Origin of the sequence: Gallibacterium salpingitidis (genome assembly GCF_030517105.1) — a bacterium.
GTDB lineage: Bacteria > Pseudomonadota > Gammaproteobacteria > Enterobacterales > Pasteurellaceae > Gallibacterium > Gallibacterium salpingitidis.
In genome coordinates this window covers 2,344,503-2,369,949 of the sequence record NZ_CP103875.1, presented here as the reverse complement: position 1 = coordinate 2,369,949, position 25,447 = coordinate 2,344,503, and the positions used below count along the sequence as shown (strand labels likewise).

The following is a 25,447-nucleotide window of genomic DNA, read 5'->3' as shown; positions in this document are numbered from 1 at the left end:
CCTTGATTTAAAATAGATATAAAAATCTATTCACAATTAAAATATTGATTCATTTCTAACGCTGGTTTAGCTTGTTTATCTCGGCTAATCACCTTAGCTGGTACACCAGCGACAGTTGAATACTCTGGTACAGGATGTAACACTACTGAACACGCACCAATTTTCGCATAGGCACCTACTTCGATATTACCTAAAATTTTGGCACCGGCACCAATCATCACCCCTCTACGTACTTTTGGATGACGATCGCCAACTTCTTTTCCTGTTCCACCTAAGGTTACATCTTGCAAAATTGAAACATCATTTTCGACTACTGAAGTTTCGCCAATCACAATACCGGTTGCATGATCCAACATAATTCCTTTACCAATTTCAGCCGCAGGATGAATATCTACATCAAACGCAACCGAAATCTGATTCTGTAAATAGATAGCTAACGCTTTACGTTGCTGCTGCCATAAACAGTGTGTAATACGATAACTTTGCAACGCATGAAATCCTTTTAAATAGAGTAACGGTGTTGAATACAACTCCACCGCCGGATCACGCATTCTAACTGCTTCAATATCACAGGCTGCACTTTCAATAATCTTTGGATTGTCATGATAAACTTCATCAATAATCTCACGTAAAGAGATCGCTGGCATTGTCGTGCTTGAGAGTTTATTTGCCAAAATATAGCTAATCGCTGTGCCTAAATGTTGATGAGCTAAAATTGTCGAATGAAAAAAACTCGCTAAAGAGGGTTCTTGTTCCACTAATAATGCTGCTTCTTCACGAATACTTTGCCAAATTCGTTGCAATAATGTTGACATAAATGCTCCTACTCACTTTTCTTCTCTCTAGCAAGCAAATTCCTTGCTGCCTCAGTGGCAGTCAAACCACAAAATAACATTTGATAAATCTGTTCCACAATTGGCATTTCCACTTGCTGACGTTGTGCCAAACGATAAGCTTCTTGCGTATTGTAATACCCTTCGACTACTTGTCCAATCTCTTGCATTGCCTGTTCAACACTATAACCTTGCCCTATCATCATTCCAAAACGACGATTGCGCGATTGGTTATCGGTACAAGTCAAGACTAAATCACCTAATCCAGCCATGCCCATAAAGGTTTGTGGTTCAGCGCCTAATGATGCACCTAAACGAGAAATCTCTGCTAAACCACGCGTAATTAATGCTGTTCTGGCATTAGCACCATAACCAATACCATCGGAAACACCCGCCCCAATCGCAATCACATTCTTGATTGCCCCGCCGAGCTGAACACCAATCATATCGCTATTGAGATAAACACGAAAATGCTTACTACAATGAATATGTTCTTGTAACTCCTTGGCAAACTGTTCATCGGCAGAAGACAAGACAATCGCAGTTGGTAATCCCATCGCTAACTCTTTCGCAAAAGTTGGACCAGATAAGACAGCTAATGGATAGGTATTGCCAATAATTTCTTTCGCTACTTGGTGCAGTAACCGACCACTATCATGTTCTAACCCTTTACTTGCCCAAATAATACGATGTTTTGGTAGTAAAAACGGCTTAATTTGTTGTAACACATCGGCAAATACATGGCTCGGTACGACTAATAAGATATCTCGAGCAACTCGCATTGTTGTTGCCAAATCACTCTCCAATTGCAACGCTTCTGGAAAAGTCACACCTGGCAGAAAACGCTGATTTTCTCGTTGCAACGCCATTGTTTCAATTTCAGTTTTATTACGCCCCCACAGAATAGCCGGAAAACCATTTCTCGACAAAGCGATTGCTAATGCTGTGCCATACGAACCAGCGCCAATAACGGCAATAGGTGGAAATTCTGTCATCGTAGTCACCTTAAAATTTTTGCTTTTAATCAATGGAAAAAATAGACGAAAGCGAGAGGATTGCAAGAAGATTTTGTTAAATATAGAAATAAGTTTAATACACCTTGAATTTACAATCTAAGTGCAACAAATAAAAAAAGTGTTCATAAGGAAATCCGCTATAATTTATTTTTCGAAAAAATTAAGGACAAAAACTTATGAACACTTTTTTTATTTGTTGCACTTAGATTGTAAATTCAAGCTATAAAAAGTGAGAGTTTCCCGTTTAGAATATGAGTGCAAAATTCAATCTAAACAAAAAAGGAAACTCTCATGTTTTATTCTAACAATCCACTTATTAAACACAAGACAGGCTTATTAAATTTAGTCGAAGAATTAGGGAATATTTCTCAAGCATGTAAAGTGATGGTATTGAGCCGAGATACGTTCTATCGCTATCAACAAGCTGTTGAACAAGGTGGTGTTGATGCGTTGCTTAATCAAAATCGACGTGTTCCGAATCTGAAAAATTGGGTGGATGAAGCCGTTGAACAGGCTGTTGTGAAATTTGCTCTTGATAATCCAGCGTTTGGACAAGTCAGAGTAAGTAATGAACTTCGTAAACAAGGTATCTTTGTGTCAGCTGGCGGTGTACGTTCTATTTGGTTACGCCATCATCTAGCCAATTTTAAGCAGAGATTAATTGCCCTTGAGAAATGGGTTGCAGAGCAAGGTATTATTCTCAGTGAACCTCAAGTGCAAGCATTAGAGCGTAAAAAAGAGGAGGAGATGGCGTGTGGAGAAATTGACACAGCCCATCCTGGTTATTTAGGGGCACAAGATACATTCTATGTTGGGAATATCAAAGGTGTGGGGAGAATTTACCCACAAACCTTTGTTGACACTTATAGTAAAGTGGCGTTTGCCAAATTATATACAATGAAAACCGCTATCACCGCCGGATATTCTTAATGACAAAGTGTTACCATATTTTGAAAGCCAAGGGTTGCCGCTATTACGCATCTTGACTGACCGTGGTAGTGAATATTGTGGCAAAGTGGAAAATCATGATTATGAGCTTTATTTAGCGATAAACGACATAGAACATAGCAAAACTAAGGTGAAGTATCCACAGACTAATGGTATCTGTGAACGGTTCCATAAGACTATCTTGCAAGAATTTTATCAAGTGACATTTCGGAAGAAAATTTATCGGGATTTAGTTACATTGCAAGCAGACTTAGATGAGTGGTTGATGTATTATAACCATCATCGAACACATCAAGGGAAAATGTGCTGTGGAAGAACACCAATAGCAACGTTACTTGATGGAAAGCGTATTTGGGCGGAAAAGAATTTAAGCTCAAATTAATCTGACAGGCGCTGTAATTTTAAACGGGGACTGTCAGATTAGGTTTGATCTTCTACAGACCGGTAGTGGGTTCATCAAATAAGACAACTTTTGGATCTTTTAGGGTTATTCTTGCTAAGGCGATAGCTTGTTTTTGTCCGCCGGATAAGCCCAAACCGTTCTCCCCTAAAGACATATCTAATCCTCTCGGATGTGATTGGACTAAACCTAATAATCCAAATCTTTGTAATGCAACTAGTAATGTTTGATCTGATGGGAAAGAATCCATTCGTCCGATATCTAAATTTTCTCTTAGTGTTCCCAAAAATAGGCGAGGGTTTTGTTCTAACAATAAAACTTGGTTACGTAAAAAATAAGGATCAATTTGTTGTAAATTCAAGACTAAAAAGCTATAAACGATCTTTGACAGGCGTAGCAACTGAATGTTGCTACGCTAAAGGGTAGAAAGAAAGTTAACATTTACTAATGACCTCATAGAGAGCATCATAGTGGACCTTTCGTGTTATAAATGAGTCAATAATATAATGAGTTTCTTTAGCTGGCATAAATTGCAACTCAACCATATTGGTCTCTTTATTGATAAGTTTGTCCCAAACATTGAAATAGGAAATTTTCATTTCTTTTGCCAATTCTTGTAATGAAAGATTAAATTCTTCAATAAGTTGAAATCTTCTAGCAAATTTACTTTCATGGCTACGGACTCCATGTATAACTTTCATAAATAAATCATAATCTTTGGTTTTATCACCACACCCATAATATGTTGTAATTTTTTGAGAAACATAATAAGAAGATGTCTGTTCATGTATTAGCACAGATGGATTAAGGCCTTTAATAATTGTCTTAACTCCATACTCTTGATACAGTTTTAAAATGTATGCTTTATATATTTCAATTAATTCATTTAGGAAAAAATCGTTATTTTTTCCTTCAATAATATTACGATAGTAATAGTCAAATTCTATATCAAATTGCCCTAAGCATAAAACAATATACATAGGATTATATTCTTTGATTAATTTATCAATTTGATCATGAAGTCTTAATGGATTCAAATTATTAGGAGGAGATTGTTTTTTATCTAGTTCACGAATACACGCAGTTACATTGAATAAAGTTCTGCTGTAAAATAGTTTATTTTGATAACTATCAACAAAGTCATTAACTCTCATTTCTCGAGTGAAAAATGTGGCATTTAAATCTCCTGCAACGATAAATTTTTTCATTTCGACAATACCTAATCTTGTTTATTATATTCCAATATTTTTTAGCATTTCTCCCCATAGCTTAGCTACTTCACTTGCATGAAGATTTTTCCCCATTTCATAGGCATTTTTGCACATTTTCTCATGTAAATCAGGGTTTTTTAAGATTTTAACGACATCGGTTTCTGAGTCAGAATCAGCATCAAATTCTGATTCAACATTAGATTCTGAATCGGCCTCATTATCAGCGTCTGAATCAACTTCAGCGTCATTATCAGAGTCAGAATCAGCTTCATTATCTGCATCTGAATCAGCATCAGCATCAGCATCTGAGTCAACATCAGCATCAGTATCAGCGTCTGAATCAGTATCTGTATCTGAGTCTGTATCAGCCTCTGAATCAGTATCTGCATCTGAGTCTGTATCTGTGTCTGAATCAGTATCTGCCTCTGAATCAGTATCAGCGTCTGAATCTGTATCAGCATCTGAATCTGTATCAGCGTCTGAATCAGTGTCTGCGTCTGAATCTGTATCAGCCTCTGAGTCTGTATCTGCGTCTGAATCTGTATCAGCGTCTGAATCTGTATCAGCATCTGAATCTGTATCAGCCTCTGAGTCTGTATCAGCGTCTGAATCTGTATCTGCATCTGAATCAGTATCAGCGTCTGAATCTGTATCAGCATCTGAGTCTGTATCAGCATCTGAATCAGTGTCTGCGTCTGAATCTGTATCAGCATCTGAATCTGTATCAGCGTCTGAATCTGTATCAGCATCTGAATCTGTATCAGCGTCTGAATCAGTATCAGCATCTGAATCAGTGTCTGCGTCTGAATCAGTGTCCGCGTCTGAATCAGTGTCTGCGTCTGAATCTGTATCAGCATCTGAATCTGTATCAGCCTCTGCATCTGAATCTGTATCAGCGTCATTATCAGAGTCAACTTCAGCGTCATTATCAGAGTCAGCATCAGCCTCAGAATCAGCGTCTGTGTCCGAATCTGTATCAGCGTCTGAATCAGTATCAGCATCAGAATCAGCATCGACATCGACATCGGTTTCTGAGTCAGAATCAGCATCAAATTCTGATTCAACATTAGATTCTGAATCGGCCTCATTATCAGCGTCTGAATCAACTTCAGCGTCATTATCAGAGTCAGAATCAGCTTCATTATCTGCATCTGAATCAGCATCAGCATCAGCATCTGAGTCAACATCAGCATCAGTATCAGCGTCTGAATCAGTATCTGTATCTGAGTCTGTATCAGCCTCTGAATCAGTATCTGCATCTGAGTCTGTATCTGTGTCTGAATCAGTATCTGCCTCTGAATCAGTATCAGCGTCTGAATCTGTATCAGCATCTGAATCTGTATCAGCGTCTGAATCAGTGTCTGCGTCTGAATCTGTATCAGCCTCTGAGTCTGTATCTGCGTCTGAATCTGTATCAGCGTCTGAATCTGTATCAGCATCTGAATCTGTATCAGCCTCTGAGTCTGTATCAGCGTCTGAATCTGTATCTGCATCTGAATCAGTATCAGCGTCTGAATCTGTATCAGCATCTGAGTCTGTATCAGCATCTGAATCAGTGTCTGCGTCTGAATCTGTATCAGCATCTGAATCTGTATCAGCGTCTGAATCTGTATCAGCATCTGAATCTGTATCAGCGTCTGAATCAGTATCAGCATCTGAATCAGTGTCTGCGTCTGAATCAGTGTCCGCGTCTGAATCAGTGTCTGCGTCTGAATCTGTATCAGCATCTGAATCTGTATCAGCCTCTGCATCTGAATCTGTATCAGCGTCATTATCAGAGTCAACTTCAGCGTCATTATCAGAGTCAGCATCAGCCTCAGAATCAGCGTCTGTGTCCGAATCTGTATCAGCGTCTGAATCAGTATCAGCATCAGAATCAGCATCGACATCGACATCGGTTTCTGAGTCAGAATCAGCATCAAATTCTGATTCAACATTAGATTCTGAATCGGCCTCATTATCAGCGTCTGAATCAACTTCAGCGTCATTATCAGAGTCAGAATCAGCTTCATTATCTGCATCTGAATCAGCATCAGCATCAGCATCTGAGTCAACATCAGCATCAGTATCAGCGTCTGAATCAGTATCTGTATCTGAGTCTGTATCAGCCTCTGAATCAGTATCTGCATCTGAGTCTGTATCTGTGTCTGAATCAGTATCTGCCTCTGAATCAGTATCAGCGTCTGAATCTGTATCAGCATCTGAATCTGTATCAGCGTCTGAATCAGTGTCTGCGTCTGAATCTGTATCAGCCTCTGAGTCTGTATCTGCGTCTGAATCTGTATCAGCGTCTGAATCTGTATCAGCATCTGAATCTGTATCAGCCTCTGAGTCTGTATCAGCGTCTGAATCTGTATCTGCATCTGAATCAGTATCAGCGTCTGAATCTGTATCAGCATCTGAGTCTGTATCAGCATCTGAATCAGTGTCTGCGTCTGAATCTGTATCAGCATCTGAATCTGTATCAGCGTCTGAATCTGTATCAGCATCTGAATCTGTATCAGCATCTGAATCTGTATCAGCGTCTGAATCAGTATCAGCATCTGAATCAGTGTCTGCGTCTGAATCAGTGTCCGCGTCTGAATCAGTGTCTGCGTCTGAATCTGTATCAGCATCTGAATCTGTATCAGCCTCTGCATCTGAATCTGTATCAGCGTCATTATCAGAGTCAACTTCAGCGTCATTATCAGAGTCAGCATCAGCCTCAGAATCAGCGTCTGTGTCCGAATCTGTATCAGCGTCTGAATCAGTATCAGCATCAGAATCAGCATCGACATCGACATCGGTTTCTGAGTCAGAATCAGCATCAAATTCTGATTCAACATTAGATTCTGAATCGGCCTCATTATCAGCGTCTGAATCAACTTCAGCGTCATTATCAGAGTCAGAATCAGCTTCATTATCTGCATCTGAATCAGCATCAGCATCAGCATCTGAGTCAACATCAGCATCAGTATCAGCGTCTGAATCAGTATCTGTATCTGAGTCTGTATCAGCCTCTGAATCAGTATCTGCATCTGAGTCTGTATCTGTGTCTGAATCAGTATCTGCCTCTGAATCTGTATCAGCATCTGAATCAGTATCAGCCTCTGAATCAGTGTCTGCATCTGAGTCTGTATCAGCCTCTGAATCTGTATCTGCGTCTGAATCTGTATCAGCGTCTGAATCAGTGTCTGCATCTGAGTCTGTATCTGCGTCTGAATCAGTATCTGCGTCTGAATCTGTATCAGCGTCTGAATCTGTATCTGCGTCTGAATCTGTATCAGCGTCTGAATCAGTGTCTGCATCTGAGTCTGTATCTGCGTCTGAATCAGTGTCTGCATCTGAATCAGTGTCTGCGTCTGAATCAGTGTCCGCGTCTGAATCAGTGTCTGCATCTGAATCAGTGTCTGCGTCTGAATCTGTATCAGCATCTGAGTCTGTATCAGCATCTGAATCAGTATCAGCATCTGAATCTGTATCAGCATCTGAATCTGTATCTGCGTCTGAATCTGTATCAGCGTCTGAATCAGTGTCTGCATCTGAGTCTGTATCTGCGTCTGAATCAGTATCTGCGTCTGAATCTGTATCAGCGTCTGAATCAGTATCTGCGTCTGAATCTGTATCAGCGTCTGAATCAGTGTCTGCATCTGAGTCTGTATCTGCGTCTGAATCAGTGTCTGCATCTGAATCAGTGTCTGCGTCTGAATCTGTATCAGCATCTGAATCTGTATCTGCGTCTGAATCAGCGTCTGTGTCTGAATCTGTATCAGCCTCTGAGTCTGTATCAGCCTCTGAATCTGTATCAGCATCTGAGTCTGTATCAGCCTCTGAATCAGTGTCTGCATCTGAATCTGTATCAGCATCTGAATCAGTATCAGCCTCTGAATCAGTGTCTGCATCTGAGTCTGTATCAGCCTCTGAATCTGTATCTGCGTCTGAATCTGTATCAGCGTCTGAATCAGTGTCTGCATCTGAGTCTGTATCTGCGTCTGAATCAGTATCTGCGTCTGAATCTGTATCAGCGTCTGAATCTGTATCTGCGTCTGAATCTGTATCAGCGTCTGAATCAGTGTCTGCATCTGAGTCTGTATCTGCGTCTGAATCAGTGTCTGCATCTGAATCAGTGTCTGCGTCTGAATCAGTGTCCGCGTCTGAATCAGTGTCTGCATCTGAATCAGTGTCTGCGTCTGAATCTGTATCAGCATCTGAGTCTGTATCAGCATCTGAATCAGTATCAGCATCTGAATCTGTATCAGCATCTGAATCTGTATCTGCGTCTGAATCTGTATCAGCGTCTGAATCAGTGTCTGCATCTGAGTCTGTATCTGCGTCTGAATCAGTATCTGCGTCTGAATCTGTATCAGCGTCTGAATCAGTATCTGCGTCTGAATCTGTATCAGCGTCTGAATCAGTGTCTGCATCTGAGTCTGTATCTGCGTCTGAATCAGTGTCTGCATCTGAATCAGTGTCTGCGTCTGAATCTGTATCAGCATCTGAATCTGTATCTGCGTCTGAATCAGCGTCTGTGTCTGAATCTGTATCAGCCTCTGAGTCTGTATCAGCCTCTGAATCTGTATCAGCATCTGAGTCTGTATCAGCATCTGAGTCTGTATCAGCATCTGAATCAGTATCAGCGTCTGAATCAGTATCAGCGTCTGAATCAGTATCAGCGTCTGAATCAGTATCAGCGTCTGAATCAGTGTCTGCGTCAGAGTCTGTATCAGCGTCTGAATCAGCTTCTGCATCTGAGTCTGTATCAGCGTCTGAATCAGCTTCTGCGTCTGAATCTGTATCAGCATCTGAATCAGCTTCTGCGTCTGAATCAGAATCTACATCTGAATCAATGTCAGAATCAGAATCTTTATCAGCCTTAGATCGTGATAATGATGGTTATTTGAATGATGTGGAAGATGCAGCAGGATCAAACCCTGATGATGATGCATCTACACCAAAAACAATTGCAGATGATCTATATAAACAGGCAGAACAGTTACTCAACTCTATGAATGGAGAAAAAACAGCTTTAGAAAGTGGTGGATTCACTAAGCTAGAAGTTCAACATTTGAAAGAAAAAGTATTTGAGTTAGAAACGTTAAAACAAAAAGCCTTTGATGCAACGCAATATGTAAAAGAAACGGACGGTAAACAAGAATTGACTAATAAAATCAATAAGTTAACTTTTGTTATCCCTGAAGTAACAAACGATGCAGATACTAAATGGGCAGCAGGTTCAATGCTCGATCTTAAAGATGATGCTGGTACAATTAGTTCTAAGATATTTTCTGACTATCGAAATAAAGATATTAATGAGTTGGCAAAAACAGAGCAAAGATTTAGTTTACCTGCTAATAGTCTTTTGGATCCTGATTTAAGTGGCACTGGTCTATCTCCTACTATAGTAGGGCCTACTGAGTGGACGACTACCAAAGCAAATCCTTCAGGAGGTGGTTATACTGAATATAAGGTAGAAAATGGGCAAGTTATTTTCAGAATTGATCCAGATAAAGCGAAAATACTTAGCGGTAATGTTAATGAAAGCTTTATATTAGAAACTGATGATGGTTCTAAAGTAAGAGCAATATTAACATTTAATGGTAAAACTGAATTGACAAGTGTAGTTAACGTAGTACCGTCGGATGATGTGGGGCTTATTACAGGAACTATTTCTCATAATTCTGTTACAAATGATAATAAATGGAGTGACGTAAAAGTTACATTAAATAAATCAGCATCAGAAGAGACCTGGGTTAAATTATTAATTAAAGATTTAACTACAGGAACAGTGATTACTGAGGAAATTAAGTCCATATTAGCTTCTAATAAAGAGACAACGTTTGATTTGTCAAAATATCAATCATCTATTAAAGATGGTCGCTATTCATTAGAAGCTGTAAGAGTTGCTGACTCAACAGGTAAAGTATTGGGCACGGAGGTACCGGTTAAAACGATTGTTAATGTCGATACCGTAGCACCAAGTATTCAGACTAGTTATGAATTAGGTTCTGATGGTCAAACGTATGTTAGATTTACAACTCAAGAAAAAGATATTTCTTGGTCTACAGATAAATCTAATTTACAAAAGACTTTTGATACAAGAGAAAGTATGAATGGGGAGCTTCGTTTTGAAGTTAAAGATGCTCCTAAGTACTTCTTCTTTGATCGAGCAGGCAATTATACGGAAGTGTCCGTTGTTCCACCGTTGGTATTAGCTCGCTTAACAACGAATATGACAACAGAAACAGGTCCTAATGATTGGATGAAAGACTATAATGATGGTCAACATTCAGCAGCAGAACATAGTTTGAAAACAACTACTGGCGATGATTATATTTTTGTGGCTAAACTCCCAGATAAACATGATGAGTATGCAGGCTTTATTGATGGTGGTACCTCTGTAAATGCATATTCTATTACTTTAGATACGTCAACAGGTAATGATACAATTATTGCAAGAGGTATCGGTGGACATACTAATGTTAAAACTGGAGCAGGAAATGATAAGATTTCTTTAGAACAGGGTATTATTGGTTATGGTCCAAGTAATGCTTATTATGGAGGTATGGATGGTCCACAATTGATTGATATGGGGGCTGGTGACGATGTCTTATCGGTTGGTAAATTCACTATGTGGGGTAACCAAGATAGTGTTAATTCTTTCTTTAAGACAACCACAAAAATATTAATGGGAGAAGGTAATGATACTATTACTACAGCAGGAACTATCTGGGCTGACAGTGATGCTACACAACCTTATTCTAATTATATTAATTTGGGCGCTGGTAATGATACTATGATCGTGGGTGGTGAGCTTGCTGATACATATAGAAGTGGTACCAATGTAAAACATGCATCTAATGTTATTGACTTAGGAAAGGGTAATGACACTCTTACTATTAATGGTGCGGTATCAGGAAATGCGTTAATTCTTTCAGATGACAGCAGTACTATCACTATCGGTGGGAAGGTGTCGGGAAATACGTCGTTCTTATTAGGAGCTCAAGATGATAAGTTAACTTTTAAAGATAACGTTAATATTTCTCCTTCTGCATCCGTTTCAGTGATTGTTGATGCTTATCGCGAAAATAATGAGTATCCAGGTATTAAGAAAGGGTGGTATAATGAAAGTGCTACGAAGTTAGATACGCTTAAATCAAACATGCATTCATTTATTGATTTAGGTAATGGTAATAATACCGTCACATTTGAGAAAGAGTTAAGAGGTGAAGATATTAAGAGTGGAGATGGTAATGATACTATCAATATGCTCTACACTATGTCTGAGACTAACATATCAACTGGTGCAGGAAAGGATACAGTTTCTGTTGAAAGATGGAATACTGCAAGTAATATAAATATTCAGTTAGGAGATGGTGATGATACTATCACTGTAGATTCAATGGGTATTCAGACTGGAGATCTTCCGCAAAGATTTACAAATGTTGTTGATGGTGGAAATCATTATGACGTATTTAATGCTGGAAGTGCAGGCTTAAATCTTAATGTATATGTATCTCAAAAAGTAAATGAAATTTCTCTATTTAATATTGAAGAGGTGAACTTAAATGGGAAATCAACATTAACAGTGGGAACGTCTGGTGGTTTAGGTGCTATTACTGTATCTAATAAAGATCAGTATGGAGGATTGTTCTTTGTAAATGGTACAAATAATGATACCGTTAAATTTGAATTACCAGATAATAATCGTCATCAATGGACGTTAAGTAGAAAATCTATAACTGTAGATGGGCATTCTGGTATCACGTATAATGAATATACTTATAAAGTAGAAGGCATTGATACTAATGTTAAGTTGTATTTAGATACAGATATAACAAAAGTCATTATCTAATATCTACAGTTTAGCTTAATTATTTAAGTTAACTTTAATTAAACCCACTTTTGAGAAACTCAAAGGTGGGTTTTTTTATTCATTTATAGTGATCCATGTCAATGATCTTCTAAAACTGAACCACAAAGATCTATAGTGAAACCCAATTAAATAAGCTACAATGAGCACATGGCATACTCACAAGATTATCGACAAATGATATTAGCCAAGCTCGAAGGCGGTGCAAGCTTTCGAGAGTTGGCAGAAGAGTTTCAGCTCAGCACTAATACCCTCCAACGCTGGAAGAAAAATCCTGAGCGCAAGAAACGTATAGTTAAACCGTATAAGCTTGATAACGAGCTTCTCAAAGCCGATGTTGAAGCTTATCCAGATTATCAATGGCAGCGGGCACAGCGTTTAGGCTGCAGTCAAAACGCGATTTGTGCTGCATTAAAAAGGCTAGGGATAACCCATAAAAAAAAGAGGCTAACGCCTTCTTAAGCAGATAGTGAGAAACGGGCATCATTTCTCAATAAGCTGAAATCGTTTGAAAAAGAGGACAGAAAAATCATTTATTTAGATGAAAGCGGTTTCAGAAGTCATAATAATAGACCACATGGGTATGCTCAAAGGGGAAAGCCTTGTCTTAGTCAATATAACTGGCAGCTTAAAAAGCAGAGTAATGCCATTGGTGCATTGCTCAATCAACAGCTTTTTGCCGTGGGGCTTTATGATTGCAGTATCAATAGTGATGTTTTTCATGGTTGGGTTAAACAGATATTGCTGCCTCAACTGCCCGATAACAGTGTCATCGTCATGGATAATGCAACTTTTCATAAAGGTTCAAATACAAAAGCGCTGATAGAAGCAGCGGGGCATACGATTCTCTGGCTCCCACCTTATAGTCCTGACTTTAATCCGATTGAACATACTTGGGCTTGGATAAAGCAAAAACGCAAAGAATGGCGGTTAAATTGTATCGATCGTCTGTTCTTTTATTTTATGTGGCTTTGTAGTGATTTTTAATGGTTTTTATTATAGAGAAATTTTCTATCATTTCTTTTGGGTAGAGGGAAGTAAAAATCCCCGTCTTTTAGAACAGGGATATGAGGCATTTATCATGAACGACGGAAAGGAATCGTTAAGGTATCTGTTATGAACGATGGAGAAGCGTGTTAAGGGATGAAATGACGCATTACTTTATATAAAGCATTATAATGAATTTGGCGCACCTCTACACTATCAACTAAGTGGTGATCGAACCATGCCGGGAGATATTTTAAATAGAGATTTCCTGTTTTAGGATCGATAACATCATCCCAAATATCAAAATATGGCCAATTAAAATGATTTGCTACATCTTTTAAAGCATTATTAAAATTAGCGCTTAGAGAAAATCGAAAAGAATAATCAGGAAGCTCATCTTCTACTTTTTGTTTATAGAATTTACGTTCCTCCGGGGTCTCAAAATTTTCTGTAGTAATATTGCCGATATAATTTATGGCAAATATTTGGTTGATTAAAACGGTAGGATTTATACCTTTTATAACAATATTCACTTTTTTCTCTTGCTGAAGATTGAGTAAATAATTTTTATAGATATTTATTGTTTCCTCTATAAAATTATCAACATTTTTCTCTTTAATAATTGAGCGATAATAATACCCTAATTCAATATCAACTTGACCAAGACAAAAAATAAGTGTGTTGGGATTGGTGTCTTCTATAAGCTTGTTAATTTGATCACTTACTTTTAGTGTACTGTTTCTATTGCCAAATCCTCTGATGGTTGCCGCAGAAATATCTGCTACTTTGTAATCACTAGGAGCATAATAGGATCTGGATAAATTAGTAAGTTTATTCAATTGGGTAAAATAGACAGCATGGCTGTCTCCTACAATAGCAAATTTATTCATGATAATTAATAATTCCTTTTCATCAAAAATAGTACGCCTGATATATCGTTTGACATCTCCCTATCCTCGGTATGATAGGGAGGACGCCAACAACGCCTCACTGTTAAATGAAAGAACGAAACCTTCTTACTAATTTTCCTGCTCATTTTTATGCTTATCTTGCAATAATTTTGCCTTTAGGGAAAGAGGCGTCTTGAATTATTTACTTAACGTTCTTGTAATGCTTGTTTCATACGAGTAATAGGTTTTATCAGATATTGGAAGATAGTTTTTTGACCTGTTTTAATATCTACAGTAGCAATCATACCTGGCAATACAGGTAATTCATTACCGTTTTTATCTGTTAAATAACTACCTGATGTCCTAATTAACACTCGATAGAAAGAATTATTAGGATTTAAATTGAGATCGCTTGCTTGACGTTTATCTTGTAATGTACTGGGACTTAATAAAGTAACAACTCCATCTAAGCCACCGTAGATAGCGTAATCGTAAGCAGTTAGTTTAACGACGGCATTCATACCCGGGCGAATATAGGCAACATCTTTTGGATTGATATAGGCTTCAACTAATAAATTATCTTCAACAGGAACAATTTCCATAATGTCTTGACCGGCAGAAATGACTCCGCCAATTGTATTTACACGAATATTTTTTACGATTCCTTTTAATGGAGCACGTAATAAAGAACGTTCTACTGGATCAGCTCGAGCGGCAAGATTTTCTTTTGCTTGATCAAGATCGCCTTGAATTTTCACTAATTCATTACTGGCATCAGTAATATATTTATGTTCACGCTCAGAAATTTGTAGTGCCATATCATTAGCCGAACGTTTCATGCGTAGTAATTCGACTTGAGAAACTGCTCCTTTGTTTACCATTGGTTCCGTAAGTGCAATTTCAGAATCAAGCAGTGCTTTGCTTTCACGTAATGTTTTTAATGCTTCATTCAGTGCATCTTTTTTAGCTTGATAAACTCCCATTTCCCTCTCTTGCATTTCCTGTGGAATATCATTTGGAAAAATGAGTGGTTTGCCGGAAATTTCTGCTTTTAGGCGAGTAGCAATTGCTTCCAAGTTATCTACTTTTGCTTTGGTTTCTCGTAAGATTGCTGAGGTGCGAGTATCATCTAATTTTAGCAATACTTGCCCTTTTTCAACAAGATCACCTTCTTTAACCATCATTTGATTTAAAATACCGGGGTCTAAACTTTGAATTATTTGTTCACGGCTATTCGGGATAATAGTTCCTTGTCCCCTTGTTACTTCTTCAATCTTACTGAAGTAAGACCACGTGATGAAAACAATCAAAAAGGCACTCAATAACCATATCATGGCAAATAAGCCAGTATGTTTTTCTTCTTGTAATGCTGCATGAAGATCATTAAGAAGTCGTAAATCTTTACTTGATATCATTTCTTTTGATGTTAATGCGACATTTTTGTCTGTAACTTCTGCGGGTAAAGTAGTCTGTTTCTCAGACTGGTCTTTTTTTATTGTCATTTTTGTTATCCATTCCAGATTAGTTATTCAATGATTTATTTGTGTCTGTTTTAGGTTCTGGTGATTCTTGTGGTGCACCAGAGAGTTTTTTTAATATGTCATCTTTCGGACCATCCATAACAACTTTACCATTTTCAACAACAACAACCCGATTCACTAATTGTAAAACTTGTGGGCGATGAGTAACGACAACGAGGGTTTTATTTTTTACCCATTGGGATAGACCAATTAGAGCTTGTTGCTCATGATATTGGTCAAGACCGGTAGTGGGTTCATCTAATAAGACAACTTTTGGATCTTTTAGGGTCATTCTTGCTAAGGCGATAGCTTGTTTTTGTCCACCGGATAAGCCCAAACCGTTCTCCCCTAAAGACATATCTAATCCTCTTGGATGTGATTGGACTAAACCTAATAATCCAAATCTTTGTAATGCAACTAGTAATGTTTGATCTGATGGGAAAGAATCCATTCGTCCGATATCTAAATTTTCTCTTAGTGTTCCCAAAAATAGGCGAGGGTTTTGTTCTAACAATAAAACTTGGTTACGTAAAAAATAAGGATCAATTTGTTGTAGATTAATGCTATCTAGTGTAATGCTTCCTGAAGTTGCTTCATATAAGCCAACGCCAAGTTTTAATGCAGTTGATTTACCGCTGCCAATTTTACCTAAAATCCCGACTTTTTCACCAGGTTGGATAGTGAGGTTAAAGTTATCTAATGCCGGTTGGCTATCTTTTTGATATTTAAAGCTAACTTGTTTAAACTGTAGCTGTCCAACAACTTGTTTGAGACTGATATAATCTCTATCTGAAGATTTATCAATAGGTTTGGCAACAATAGCATCAACTCCCTTTAATGCCATCCAAGCTTGTTGAAAACGAGTTGCTAATCCTGCAATTTGCCCTAATGGTGCTAATGCTCTTCCTGATAGGATAACTGAAGCAATCAATGCTCCCATAGTAATACGTGAGGCAGGATCCTCACTGTGAATCAAATAAGTACCAACAATGACTAAAAACACGGTATTCAATTGTTGTAATGCAGTGATGATATTAACAACAAAGTTACTGGTATCTTTAACCTTAATTGAGGAATAAGAACTTTTTGCCGTATAGTAATCCCAACGTTTTTGTGCCCAAGACATTGCATTATTACTTTTAATTGTTTCAATCCCTTCAATTGCCTCAACAACAAGTCCTTGACGTTGAGAAGATTCTCGCATTGATTCATTAATCGCTTTGGATAAAGGCGCTTGAGCAACAATACCGATAATAATAACTGTTGGAATAATAATTGCTGGAACTAAAGCAAGTTTTCCACCAACTAAAGTAATTACGCCAATAAATAAAATTAAGAAAGGCATATCAACAATGGTTAATAGACTTGCACTGGTGAGAAACTCACGTACAGATTCAAAATCACGCAAGTTATTAGCATAAGATCCTGATGATATAGGGCGATCTTGTAATTTTAATGCCATTACCCGACGAAATAACATAGAACTAATAATAAGATCGGCTTTTTTCCCTGCAATATCTGTTAAATGTCCTCGAATCATCTTAGCCATAAACTCAAATAAAATTGCAATAATAACCCCAATACTAAGTACCCATAGTGTCTCGTAGGCTTGGTTAGGAATGACTCTATCATAAACATTCATTACATATAAAGAACTGATTAAGGCCAGTATATTAATAATGAAGGTTGCTATAATGACTTGATAATAATATTTCTTAAATCGCCAGATAATTTTAAAAAACCACGTTTTAGGTAAAGCATATTCCGGTAATTCAGAACGAACATCTTTAGCCATACGAGGTTTAATAAACCAGCAATAACCAATATATTTCTTTGCTAATTCTATTTCGGGTAATTGCTGAGTAATACCATCCATTTGAGTAATAGTATAAACTCGATTACTCTTGTCATCTTGAGTGATATTTGTAATTACGGCAGCTTCTTCATTCTGTAATAAAACTAATGCCGGTACGGCTAGTGATGGAATACTAGATAGTTCCCGTTGAGAAATACTATTTTCAAACCCCTCACTTCTTAAATATTCACATAATGAAGAAAAGTCAATATTATTTCCTTGACGACGAATTGAATGTGAAGCTAATGTTGGTACGGATAGTGGAGATCCAAGTAGCTGTGTAATTAATGCGATATTTTCAATAATTAGTTTCATAATATTAATTCTTTTATCTTATTTTAGATCTGATGCCCATTTATATGTCATTCCTTGAGAATAAAGATAGTCTAAATAAGAATGACGAAATTGATATTCGGTAGAGACTTTACTTAATTCTGCATTGAATAATTCATTTTCAGCATTTAATAAATCAAGTAGAGATCGTTTAGCAATTGAAAATTGTAATTTATAGTATTGAGTCACTTCATATAGTGAGTTAACTTGTTTAGATAATGTTTTAATTTGTTTATTATACTCATCTAAGTTAATGAGTGCTTTTCTATTTTTTTCTTGTAAATCGAGAACTGTTTGTTCTAAACGAGTTTTTTCTGCACTTAACATCTGTGCTTTTTCTTGAACGCTGTATGAGTTGGAACGATTAAACATATCCCAAGATACATTAAGGTAAACTTGCCGTTCATCTTTTGTTATTTGACCAATTACATCAATTTTAGGATAACGGCTTGTTTTTTCGGCTTCTAAACCAGCTTGAGCCGTCTTAATTTTGGCATTGGCTACTTGATAAGATGGATGCAAATGTTGAGGTTGTGAATAATGTTTTTCTAATAAATTCCGAGTTAAAGTATCAAAAGGATCTTGAATTTCATTTTTGTTAATTTTAGCTCCAGAATAACGTTGTAATTGGCTTAAGGTATCTTGGAGATCGCGTTCTGTTGCGTTCATTTGTTGTTCAACGGCAAATAAACGAGCTTGTGCTTGTACGAATTCTGAACGTCGCCCTTCATCATTATCGGCGATAGCACTGATTTCTTGAATAATCGTTTGTAAACGAACTAATCCTCTTGATTGAGCCAAAACCGTATCTTTATATTTTAGTGCCATTAAATAAAGTTCTGTAACTTTATAAGCTATATTTTCTTTTACTTCATCATATTTATAACGAAAAGATTCTTCATTCGCACTTGAATGAGCGACTTTTTTCTCAATAGCACCAAAAGAATAAATATTCATTGATGCAGACAGGCCAGGAATGAATTTATGTGAGTTACTCTCACTCGTATTTTCTTTCGAATAAGTTTCTAAAGATTGGCGTCCAAAAACCGAAAGGGTCGGATAATGCCCTGAGATTGCTTGCTCTGTTTGACTGTGAGCGATCATCGTGTTTGTTTTAGCCTCTAACAATTCGGGATCTTTGGCAAATGTATATTCAAGAATTCGTTTCAATTGTGTCTGTGAAGATGAATAGACAAAAGTTATATTTGTGAAATATAAAAAACATCCAAGTATGAAATAAATAAAAGCCTTATGTTTCATATAAGCCCCAATGTAAAAGTTATTCTTAATCATTATTTCTATTTTTAGAAAAAATTTAAATTTTATATCTTTTTGTCCTAATAAAGAACTGGAATGACAAATCGTTCTCATTGTAAGTAATAGGCTATTCCGGGAAGAGCTTATTGCCGTTATCTAATAAGCCTCACAAGCACTATGAATATGCCGTACTCTAATTGCAATTATAGAGAAGAAAGTGATTAGTCTTCATAGGATTATTTTCAATTCTTATATCCTCACCCTGAAAGTCGAGACTTTACAGGGCGGGTACGGATAAAAATCCCAAGATAATTAAAATTGAATATTAACACCAACTTGATAGTTAAGTTGTTTAAACTTGTTTATTCTATCATTGTTTAGTGAGCGTAGATATTCAAAATTCATAAATAAAGAAACATTATCTGTAATATAGTATCTTGCATTTGTCGATAACGAAGCTCTATCTTTTGCAAATTTATCTTGAATATTTACGTTATTCATCTTTAAGTAATTAAAATCATGTAGATTTTTTATCACTCTTAGATTGGATGATAGAGTAAAAGCTTCTACTTGATATTGTATACCAACATTCATTAATGCATTCACATTATATTGATTGATCTTATCAACATGAATTTCTTCAACAGAAGTAGAAGAATAACGGTGATAAGTTTCTTGCAATCCGATATCACTATATAATGCTAGATTCTCATTTAATGGATAACGGTAACCTAAAATTTGCTCAGAAGAAATAATATAACCGTTAATTCCATAAGTAAAATTACTGCTGTTCTTAAATTTATGTTTCACTTTACCTGCACTGAGAACAGTCTGTGCATACCAGTTACCCCAATCATATAAATAATATCCATTGATTGATATCATTTCAGAAGTAACTTTTCCTGAAGCACAATTCAATCCTAATTGGCAGTTACTGTAATTTTCAACAGAAGTGTTTGTTTTGGAATACGTACTGGAAATTCCGAACAACGTATTATCGGTTGTAACAAGATCTTTACCCATGGCAAGAATCTGACCATTTTGCTGAAGATTAAGGAAGTCCTTACCTTTAACTCGATCATAAATATATGCCATATTAACCCAATAATCTAAACTATCTTTCCTTCCCCATAATGGTACATTTGGATTACGAACAGAATACTCTAAGTGTCGTTCCCCTACAGATTGACTAATGTATGGTAAAGCGGAGAATAGAGTCGCATCTTTATTCAAAATAGGTTTTATTTCTGATTCGGCTGGTTTTGCCACCGCTTCGGTCGGTTGTGCAGGTTGAGCTGGTTCAGTTGGTTTTGCCACCTCTTCGGTCGGTTGTGCAGGTTGAGCCGTTTCAGCCGGTTTTGCAATTTCTTCCGTTGGTTGTGCAGGTTGAGCTGGTTCAGTTGGTTTTGCCACCGCTTCGGTCGGTTGTGCAGGTTGAGCCGTTTCAGCCGGTTTTGCAATTTCTTCCGTTGGTTGTGCAGGTTGAGCTGGTTCAGTTGGTTTTGCCACCTCTTCGGTCGGTTGTGCAGGTTGAGCCGTTTCAGCCGGTTTTGCAATTTCTTCCGTTGGTTGTGCAGGTTGAGCTGGTTCAGTTGGTTTTGCCACCGCTTCGGTTGGTTGTGCAGGTTGAGCCGTTTCAGCCGGTTTTGCAATTTCTTCCGTTGGTTGTACAGGTTGAGCCGTTTCAGCCGGTTTTGCAATTTCTTCCGTTGGTTGTACAGGTTGAGCCGTTTCAGCCGGTTTTGCCACTTCTTCTGTTGGTTGTGCAGGTTGAGCTGTTTCAGCCGGTTTTGCAATTTCTTCCGTTGGTTGTGCAGGTTCAGTTGGTTTTGCCACCGCTTCGGTTGGTTGTGCAGGTTGAGCCGTTTCAGCCGGTTTTGCAATTTCTTCCGTTGGTTGTGTAGGTTGAGCCGTTTCAGCCGGTTTTGCAATTTCTTCCGTTGGTTGTGCAGGTTGAGCTGGTTCAGTTGGTTTTGCCACCTCTTCGGTCGGTTGTGCAGGTTGAGTCGTTTCAGCCGGTTTTGCAATTTCTTCCGTTGGTTGTGCAGGTTGAGCTGGTTCAGTTGGTTTTGCCACCTCTTCGGTCGGTTGTGCAGGTTGAGCCGTTTCAGCCGGTTTTGCAATTTCTTCCGTTGGTTGTGCAGGTTGAGCTGGTTCAGCTGGTTTTGCAATTTCTTCTGTTGGTTGTGCAGGTTGAGCCGTTTCAGCCGGTTTCGCAATTTCTTCCGTTGGTTGTGCAGGTTGCGCCGTTTCAGCTGGTTTTGCCACCGCTTCGGTCGGTTGTGTAGGTTCAGCTGGTTTTGCAATTTCTTCCGTTGGTTGTGCAGGTTGAGCCGTTTCAGTCGGTTTTGCTACGCCCTCAGTCGGTCGGTTTTCTTTAGGGACGTTACTTGAACGATCAGTAGTACCGGTATTTTCAGGTTTAATGATGACTGGAGTAGCTTGATCATTATGTTTAATATAAGAAGATGTTAAATACCAATCGCTTTGATCATCAGCACCAATACCACCGTGTGTTAGTAAATATTGGTATATACCAGCATTAATCTCCTTAGCCAAGCTAATAGTACCGGTATTACTTTTATCTCCGTTTAAATCAATAACTTTAATTCCGGCTTGAGTAGAAGACCCTAGAGAAGAATTACGTTTATCTATGTATAAATTTGCATTTAATATTGAAATTCCTTTAACGACAATTTTATCTGTCTTACTGTTGTCATCACTGAGATCGGTACCTAATCTAATATAGCTATTTTGAGTAATAAAATCGTTAGCAATAGATAATGTTTTTGCATTCCAATTATCCGAAGATTGAGATAAATTTAATGTAGAGTCCTTAAGAGAAAGAGAAGTTACATTAGAATTTCCTCTCATGTTCCAGAAGCTATTTTTGTCAAACGTAAAATAGGACTTAGAATGTAAAAAGACATTATTTTTAGGCTCTGAAGTATAAATATCACCGTTTACTACTGAGTTTGTCAAAGTAGCAGATAAAATCGCAGGATTCCGAGTAGCATTCTCAGCGACTTTGATTGCATAATGATTTTCTGAAGTAAAAGTAGAACCATCCGCTACTAAAGTTGCTTCCCTATTACCATTATCATTAGCAAAAACTCGAATAGCACTTGCTTTATCACTGTCTGTTTTTAATGTTGCCTTAATAATAGTTGCTTTAGAATCCCATAAATTTAATACATTCGCCCCTGTTCCGTTAGATTTAACTGTGCTATTTGCTAAATGAATTTCAGCGTTATTTCCAACTGTAATGGCTGTAGTTTCTTTACCATAGGTATTTAAACGAATGTTATCAAGTTTTACTAGTGAACCATCGCCATTAACCATTACACCAAACGGTGCTGCATAAGGATTGGTTCGATAAATATCAATAGAACCATTAGTGAGATAGATCTTACCTCTTTGTTCCGCATTAATAATCCCCCCCCCTAAGCGCCCTTGAGAAGTTATATTAGTATTAGTTAAACGAATAACACCACCATCTGCTGCAAACAAAGCTCTTCCATCATTATAAATATCAAGATCTGATTTTGTAATCTGGTTTACGCCAGAGACATAAGTTGTATTAAATACACCATCATCTTCAGCAGAGTGATAAATTTTCCGATCAGTACTACTAAATGGAGTCGTACTAATACGTTTGATATTCATATCTATAGGATCGCCACTTTCAGATTCTAGTAATGATACAATATAATCATATATCATTCTGTGTGTTTTTGGTGAAGGATGGAATTGATCTGCAAATACATATTTATAGCCTTTGTTCCATAAATATTCTTTATCTTTTTCTCCTCGAACGCCATCTTTAGGTTCAAACGCTGCAATACGTCCGGAGCCAGCTCCTTTACCAATTACACCTGAAGTAAAAGAATCTGCAGGCGAACCCACCACATTGTTAAATCCAAAATCTTGGTAGTGCTCAATAACTTCATCTAATAAAAGCTGAATATTTGGGCGAATAAAAGTGACGTCTTGATAATCCGGATGTTTTTTGAAATATTCTATTACACGATCAACTCCTTGATTAAACGTATTGACCAAGGAAGTTTCTGCCTTAAAGACGAGATCATAGTGATCTTTCCATAAATCTAATTCATTACGAGCATGTTGAGTCAGAGGCTGTTCCGGGGTTAACCGATAATGCTTACGAACAGCATACTCAAATACGTCATAAATAACATCTCGGGCAGATTTTCCTGGATGTTTCTGATCATCCAAGAAGCGAATCAGTTCTTCCTTACTTACTTTAGGCGAGACTCCCCAAAAACAGTTCCAGCCTCCCCCATTACAACCAGCAAGCTTTTTATAGCCCCCGTTATAATAAATTTCACCATCAGCTAAAAAATTATTAATAAAATTTGGTGTATTTCCTATATTTGGGGCATTTGGAACAATAAGAAATTTCGCTTTTGCATCTATTAATAATTTTCTGATCTGCTTCTCTACGGATTGAATACTTTCTAAAATTTTTTCATTATGACTCTGATCGGTACTTACGTCATATGTATTCAGTTTAATATCGTCATCAGCTAAACGTAAATCATTTCCACCAATCCAAAAAATATATTTAGTGTCCCTATCTTTTAGATTACGAGCACTTTTTAAATAATTTTGAACTTCATCACTAAGTTTGGGGGATACCAAACCAGATAAACCACCCAAATTATTATTAGCTACAGCGCCACCTAACGCATAATTTGGCCCATCTTGATTTCTTTTAGTAAAAAAGTTTCCATCATGGCGAGGTGAACTATACCCAAAATAGTTTGCTAAGTATTCATTGTAAACATTCTCTTGATTCAAAGTAAATCTAAGAATATTCCCGTTATCACTTAAACTGTCTCCAAAAATAATCAATTTTTCAGGCATTTCTGCATTAGCACTATATACACAAGTACTTAATGCAAGAGAAATGCTTAATGCTAAGATATGTTTTTTCATTATTAGAATATCCAAATTTTTATTGATAAATTTTTCTGATTTTAATTTATTAAGTGGAAAAAATAAATACCTAACAGATGGGGTTTGTTGAGTTTCAGTTCAACAGAACTTATCAAAGTTAATATACTAAACTAAAACTTTTTGCTTGTAGTATATTACTACACACAGTAGTAATCGTTTTTCAGCTTGAATTTACAATCTAAGTGCAACAAATAAAAAAAGTGTTCATAAGGAAATCCGCTATAATTTATTTTTCGAAAAAATTAAGGACAAAAACTTATTTTTTGAAAAAATTAAGGACAAAAACTTATTTTTTGAAAAAATTAAGGACAAAAACTTATGAACACTTATCACCATCTTACAATAGATGAGCGTGAAAAGATAATGATTTTTCACGCATTGAGACACACGATTAGCGCTATTGCTGTTGCACTCAAACGACATAAATCCACGATTTCAAGAGAGTTAAAACGCTGCTCAAGGTGCTGCTATACTGCCCAGTGGGCTCAACAAGGTTATCAGCAGAAACGAGCGAAGTGTAAGCCGAATAAGAAGCTAAAAAACGCCGCCCTCTTTGAGTTGGTAAAGCAGAAGTTCATTGTGGATAACTGGTCTCCCGAGCAGATTTCGCAACGGTTAAAGCACGAGAACAGCCCATATCGAATTAGTTTTACGACAATCTATCGGGCGATAAATGACTGCCTGTTTGATAACGCGCGTAAAACCGCGAAACGCTGTCTGCGTCATAAAGGCAAGCGGCGTCATCGTGCGAATAGTGTAGAAAAACGAGGCAAAATTATTATTAGCCACGAGTTAAACCAACGCCCACAGGAAGCCAATGAGCGAAGTCGCTTGGGGGATTGGGAAGCGGATACGGTATCAGGGCAGTTTGGCAAAGCCTGCTTGCTGACGTTGAATGATAGACGCAGTCGCTTTCTAATTGCGACGAAGTTATCTTCAAAAAAAGCGGAAGACGTGGTTAAGGCGATGGAAACAGCATTGAGAAATCAACCCCTCAAGAGCATTACGCCCGATAGAGGAAAAGAATTTGCCAAACATCAGCAGGTGACATCAGCGCTTGAAGTTGAATTTTATTTTCCTCCGCCACATCAGCCTTGGCAGCGGGGAACGGATGAAAACGCTAATGGGTTATTGCGACAGTATTTCCCGAAAGGCATGGATATAACGCCCGTTTCAGAAGTGAAGATACAGGCGGCGGTCGATAAACTTAATCACCGACCACGTAAATGTTTAAATTGGAAGACACCTTATGAGGTCTATTTTGATAAAGTGTTGCACTTGGTTTGACAATTCAAGAATAAAAAGAGTTGCTAATAATCTCAGAAAATAATTATTAGCAACCACTTTGTCCACTTGGTGTAGTTTTTC

Annotated in this window: 12 protein-coding genes and 3 pseudogenes; 5 read left to right on the top strand and 10 right to left on the bottom strand. The window is 37.5% G+C overall.

Going from position 1 to position 25,447, the window contains the following annotated elements; translation table 11 throughout:
* Positions 1 to 26: 26 nt before the first annotated feature.
* Both cysE and gpsA read right to left on the bottom strand, forming a co-directional pair.
* Positions 27 to 815 (bottom strand): serine O-acetyltransferase, encoded by a 789-nt coding sequence (gene cysE / locus NYR30_RS11265; RefSeq protein ID WP_066112002.1) that lies wholly within the window; start codon positions 813 to 815, stop codon positions 27 to 29.
* Between the two features lie 8 nt (positions 816 to 823).
* Positions 824 to 1,828, bottom strand: a complete 1,005-nt coding sequence (gpsA, locus tag NYR30_RS11260) for an NAD(P)H-dependent glycerol-3-phosphate dehydrogenase (RefSeq protein WP_066112000.1) — start codon at positions 1,826 to 1,828, stop codon at positions 824 to 826.
* A 312-nt stretch (positions 1,829 to 2,140) separates the two neighbouring features.
* Here gpsA and NYR30_RS11255 point away from each other — a divergent pair.
* Positions 2,141 to 3,179, top strand: a pseudogene (locus tag NYR30_RS11255) (IS481 family transposase).
* Between the two features lie 55 nt (positions 3,180 to 3,234).
* On the opposite strand, the pseudogene NYR30_RS11250 reads toward NYR30_RS11255, so the two are convergent.
* From NYR30_RS11250 to NYR30_RS11240, 3 genes and pseudogenes are all read right to left on the bottom strand, one after another.
* A pseudogene (locus NYR30_RS11250) lies at positions 3,235 to 3,558 on the bottom strand (ATP-binding cassette domain-containing protein); the annotation flags it as partial.
* Between the two features lie 73 nt (positions 3,559 to 3,631).
* A complete protein-coding gene (locus tag NYR30_RS11245; RefSeq protein ID WP_066113113.1) occupies positions 3,632 to 4,405 on the bottom strand; it encodes a hypothetical protein in 774 nt (257 codons plus the stop codon).
* Positions 4,406 to 4,545: 140 nt separating this feature from the next.
* Complete coding sequence (locus tag NYR30_RS11240) at positions 4,546 to 9,189, bottom strand: hypothetical protein (protein WP_302501199.1); 4,644 nt, start codon at positions 9,187 to 9,189, stop codon at positions 4,546 to 4,548.
* Between the two features lie 44 nt (positions 9,190 to 9,233).
* Here NYR30_RS11240 and NYR30_RS11235 point away from each other — a divergent pair, with 44 nt between their 5' ends.
* From NYR30_RS11235 to NYR30_RS11225, 3 genes and pseudogenes are all read left to right on the top strand, one after another.
* Entirely contained in the window at positions 9,234 to 12,239 is a 3,006-nt protein-coding gene (locus NYR30_RS11235) for an autotransporter outer membrane beta-barrel domain-containing protein (RefSeq protein WP_302501197.1), read from the top strand.
* 168 nt (positions 12,240 to 12,407) lie between these two features.
* Positions 12,408 to 12,719, top strand: coding sequence for an IS630 transposase-related protein (locus tag NYR30_RS11230; RefSeq protein ID WP_302501195.1), 312 nt, complete (start codon positions 12,408 to 12,410; stop codon positions 12,717 to 12,719).
* A gap of 15 nt (positions 12,720 to 12,734) precedes the next feature.
* A pseudogene (locus tag NYR30_RS11225) lies at positions 12,735 to 13,244 on the top strand (IS630 family transposase); the annotation flags it as partial.
* Between the two features lie 149 nt (positions 13,245 to 13,393).
* Here NYR30_RS11225 and NYR30_RS11220 read toward each other — a convergent pair.
* From NYR30_RS11220 to NYR30_RS11200, 5 genes are all read right to left on the bottom strand, one after another.
* Complete coding sequence (locus NYR30_RS11220) at positions 13,394 to 14,134, bottom strand: hypothetical protein (RefSeq protein WP_066422348.1); 741 nt, start codon at positions 14,132 to 14,134, stop codon at positions 13,394 to 13,396.
* A gap of 206 nt (positions 14,135 to 14,340) precedes the next feature.
* A complete protein-coding gene (locus tag NYR30_RS11215; protein ID WP_066422347.1) occupies positions 14,341 to 15,636 on the bottom strand; it encodes a beta-barrel domain-containing protein in 1,296 nt (431 codons plus the stop codon).
* A 19-nt stretch (positions 15,637 to 15,655) separates the two neighbouring features.
* Entirely contained in the window at positions 15,656 to 17,824 is a 2,169-nt protein-coding gene (locus NYR30_RS11210; RefSeq protein WP_302501191.1) for a type I secretion system permease/ATPase, read from the bottom strand.
* 18 nt (positions 17,825 to 17,842) lie between these two features.
* Positions 17,843 to 19,102, bottom strand: coding sequence for a TolC family protein (locus NYR30_RS11205; RefSeq protein WP_066422299.1), 1,260 nt, complete (start codon positions 19,100 to 19,102; stop codon positions 17,843 to 17,845).
* A 309-nt stretch (positions 19,103 to 19,411) separates the two neighbouring features.
* Positions 19,412 to 24,058 carry an SGNH/GDSL hydrolase family protein gene (locus tag NYR30_RS11200; protein ID WP_302501188.1) on the bottom strand — a complete coding sequence of 1,549 codons (4,647 nt, stop codon included), beginning with the start codon at positions 24,056 to 24,058 and terminating at the stop codon, positions 19,412 to 19,414.
* A 339-nt stretch (positions 24,059 to 24,397) separates the two neighbouring features.
* On the opposite strand from NYR30_RS11200, the gene NYR30_RS11195 reads away from it, so the two are divergent.
* Positions 24,398 to 25,366, top strand: coding sequence for an IS30 family transposase (locus tag NYR30_RS11195; protein WP_302501186.1), 969 nt, complete (start codon positions 24,398 to 24,400; stop codon positions 25,364 to 25,366).
* Positions 25,367 to 25,447 lie beyond the last annotated feature (81 nt).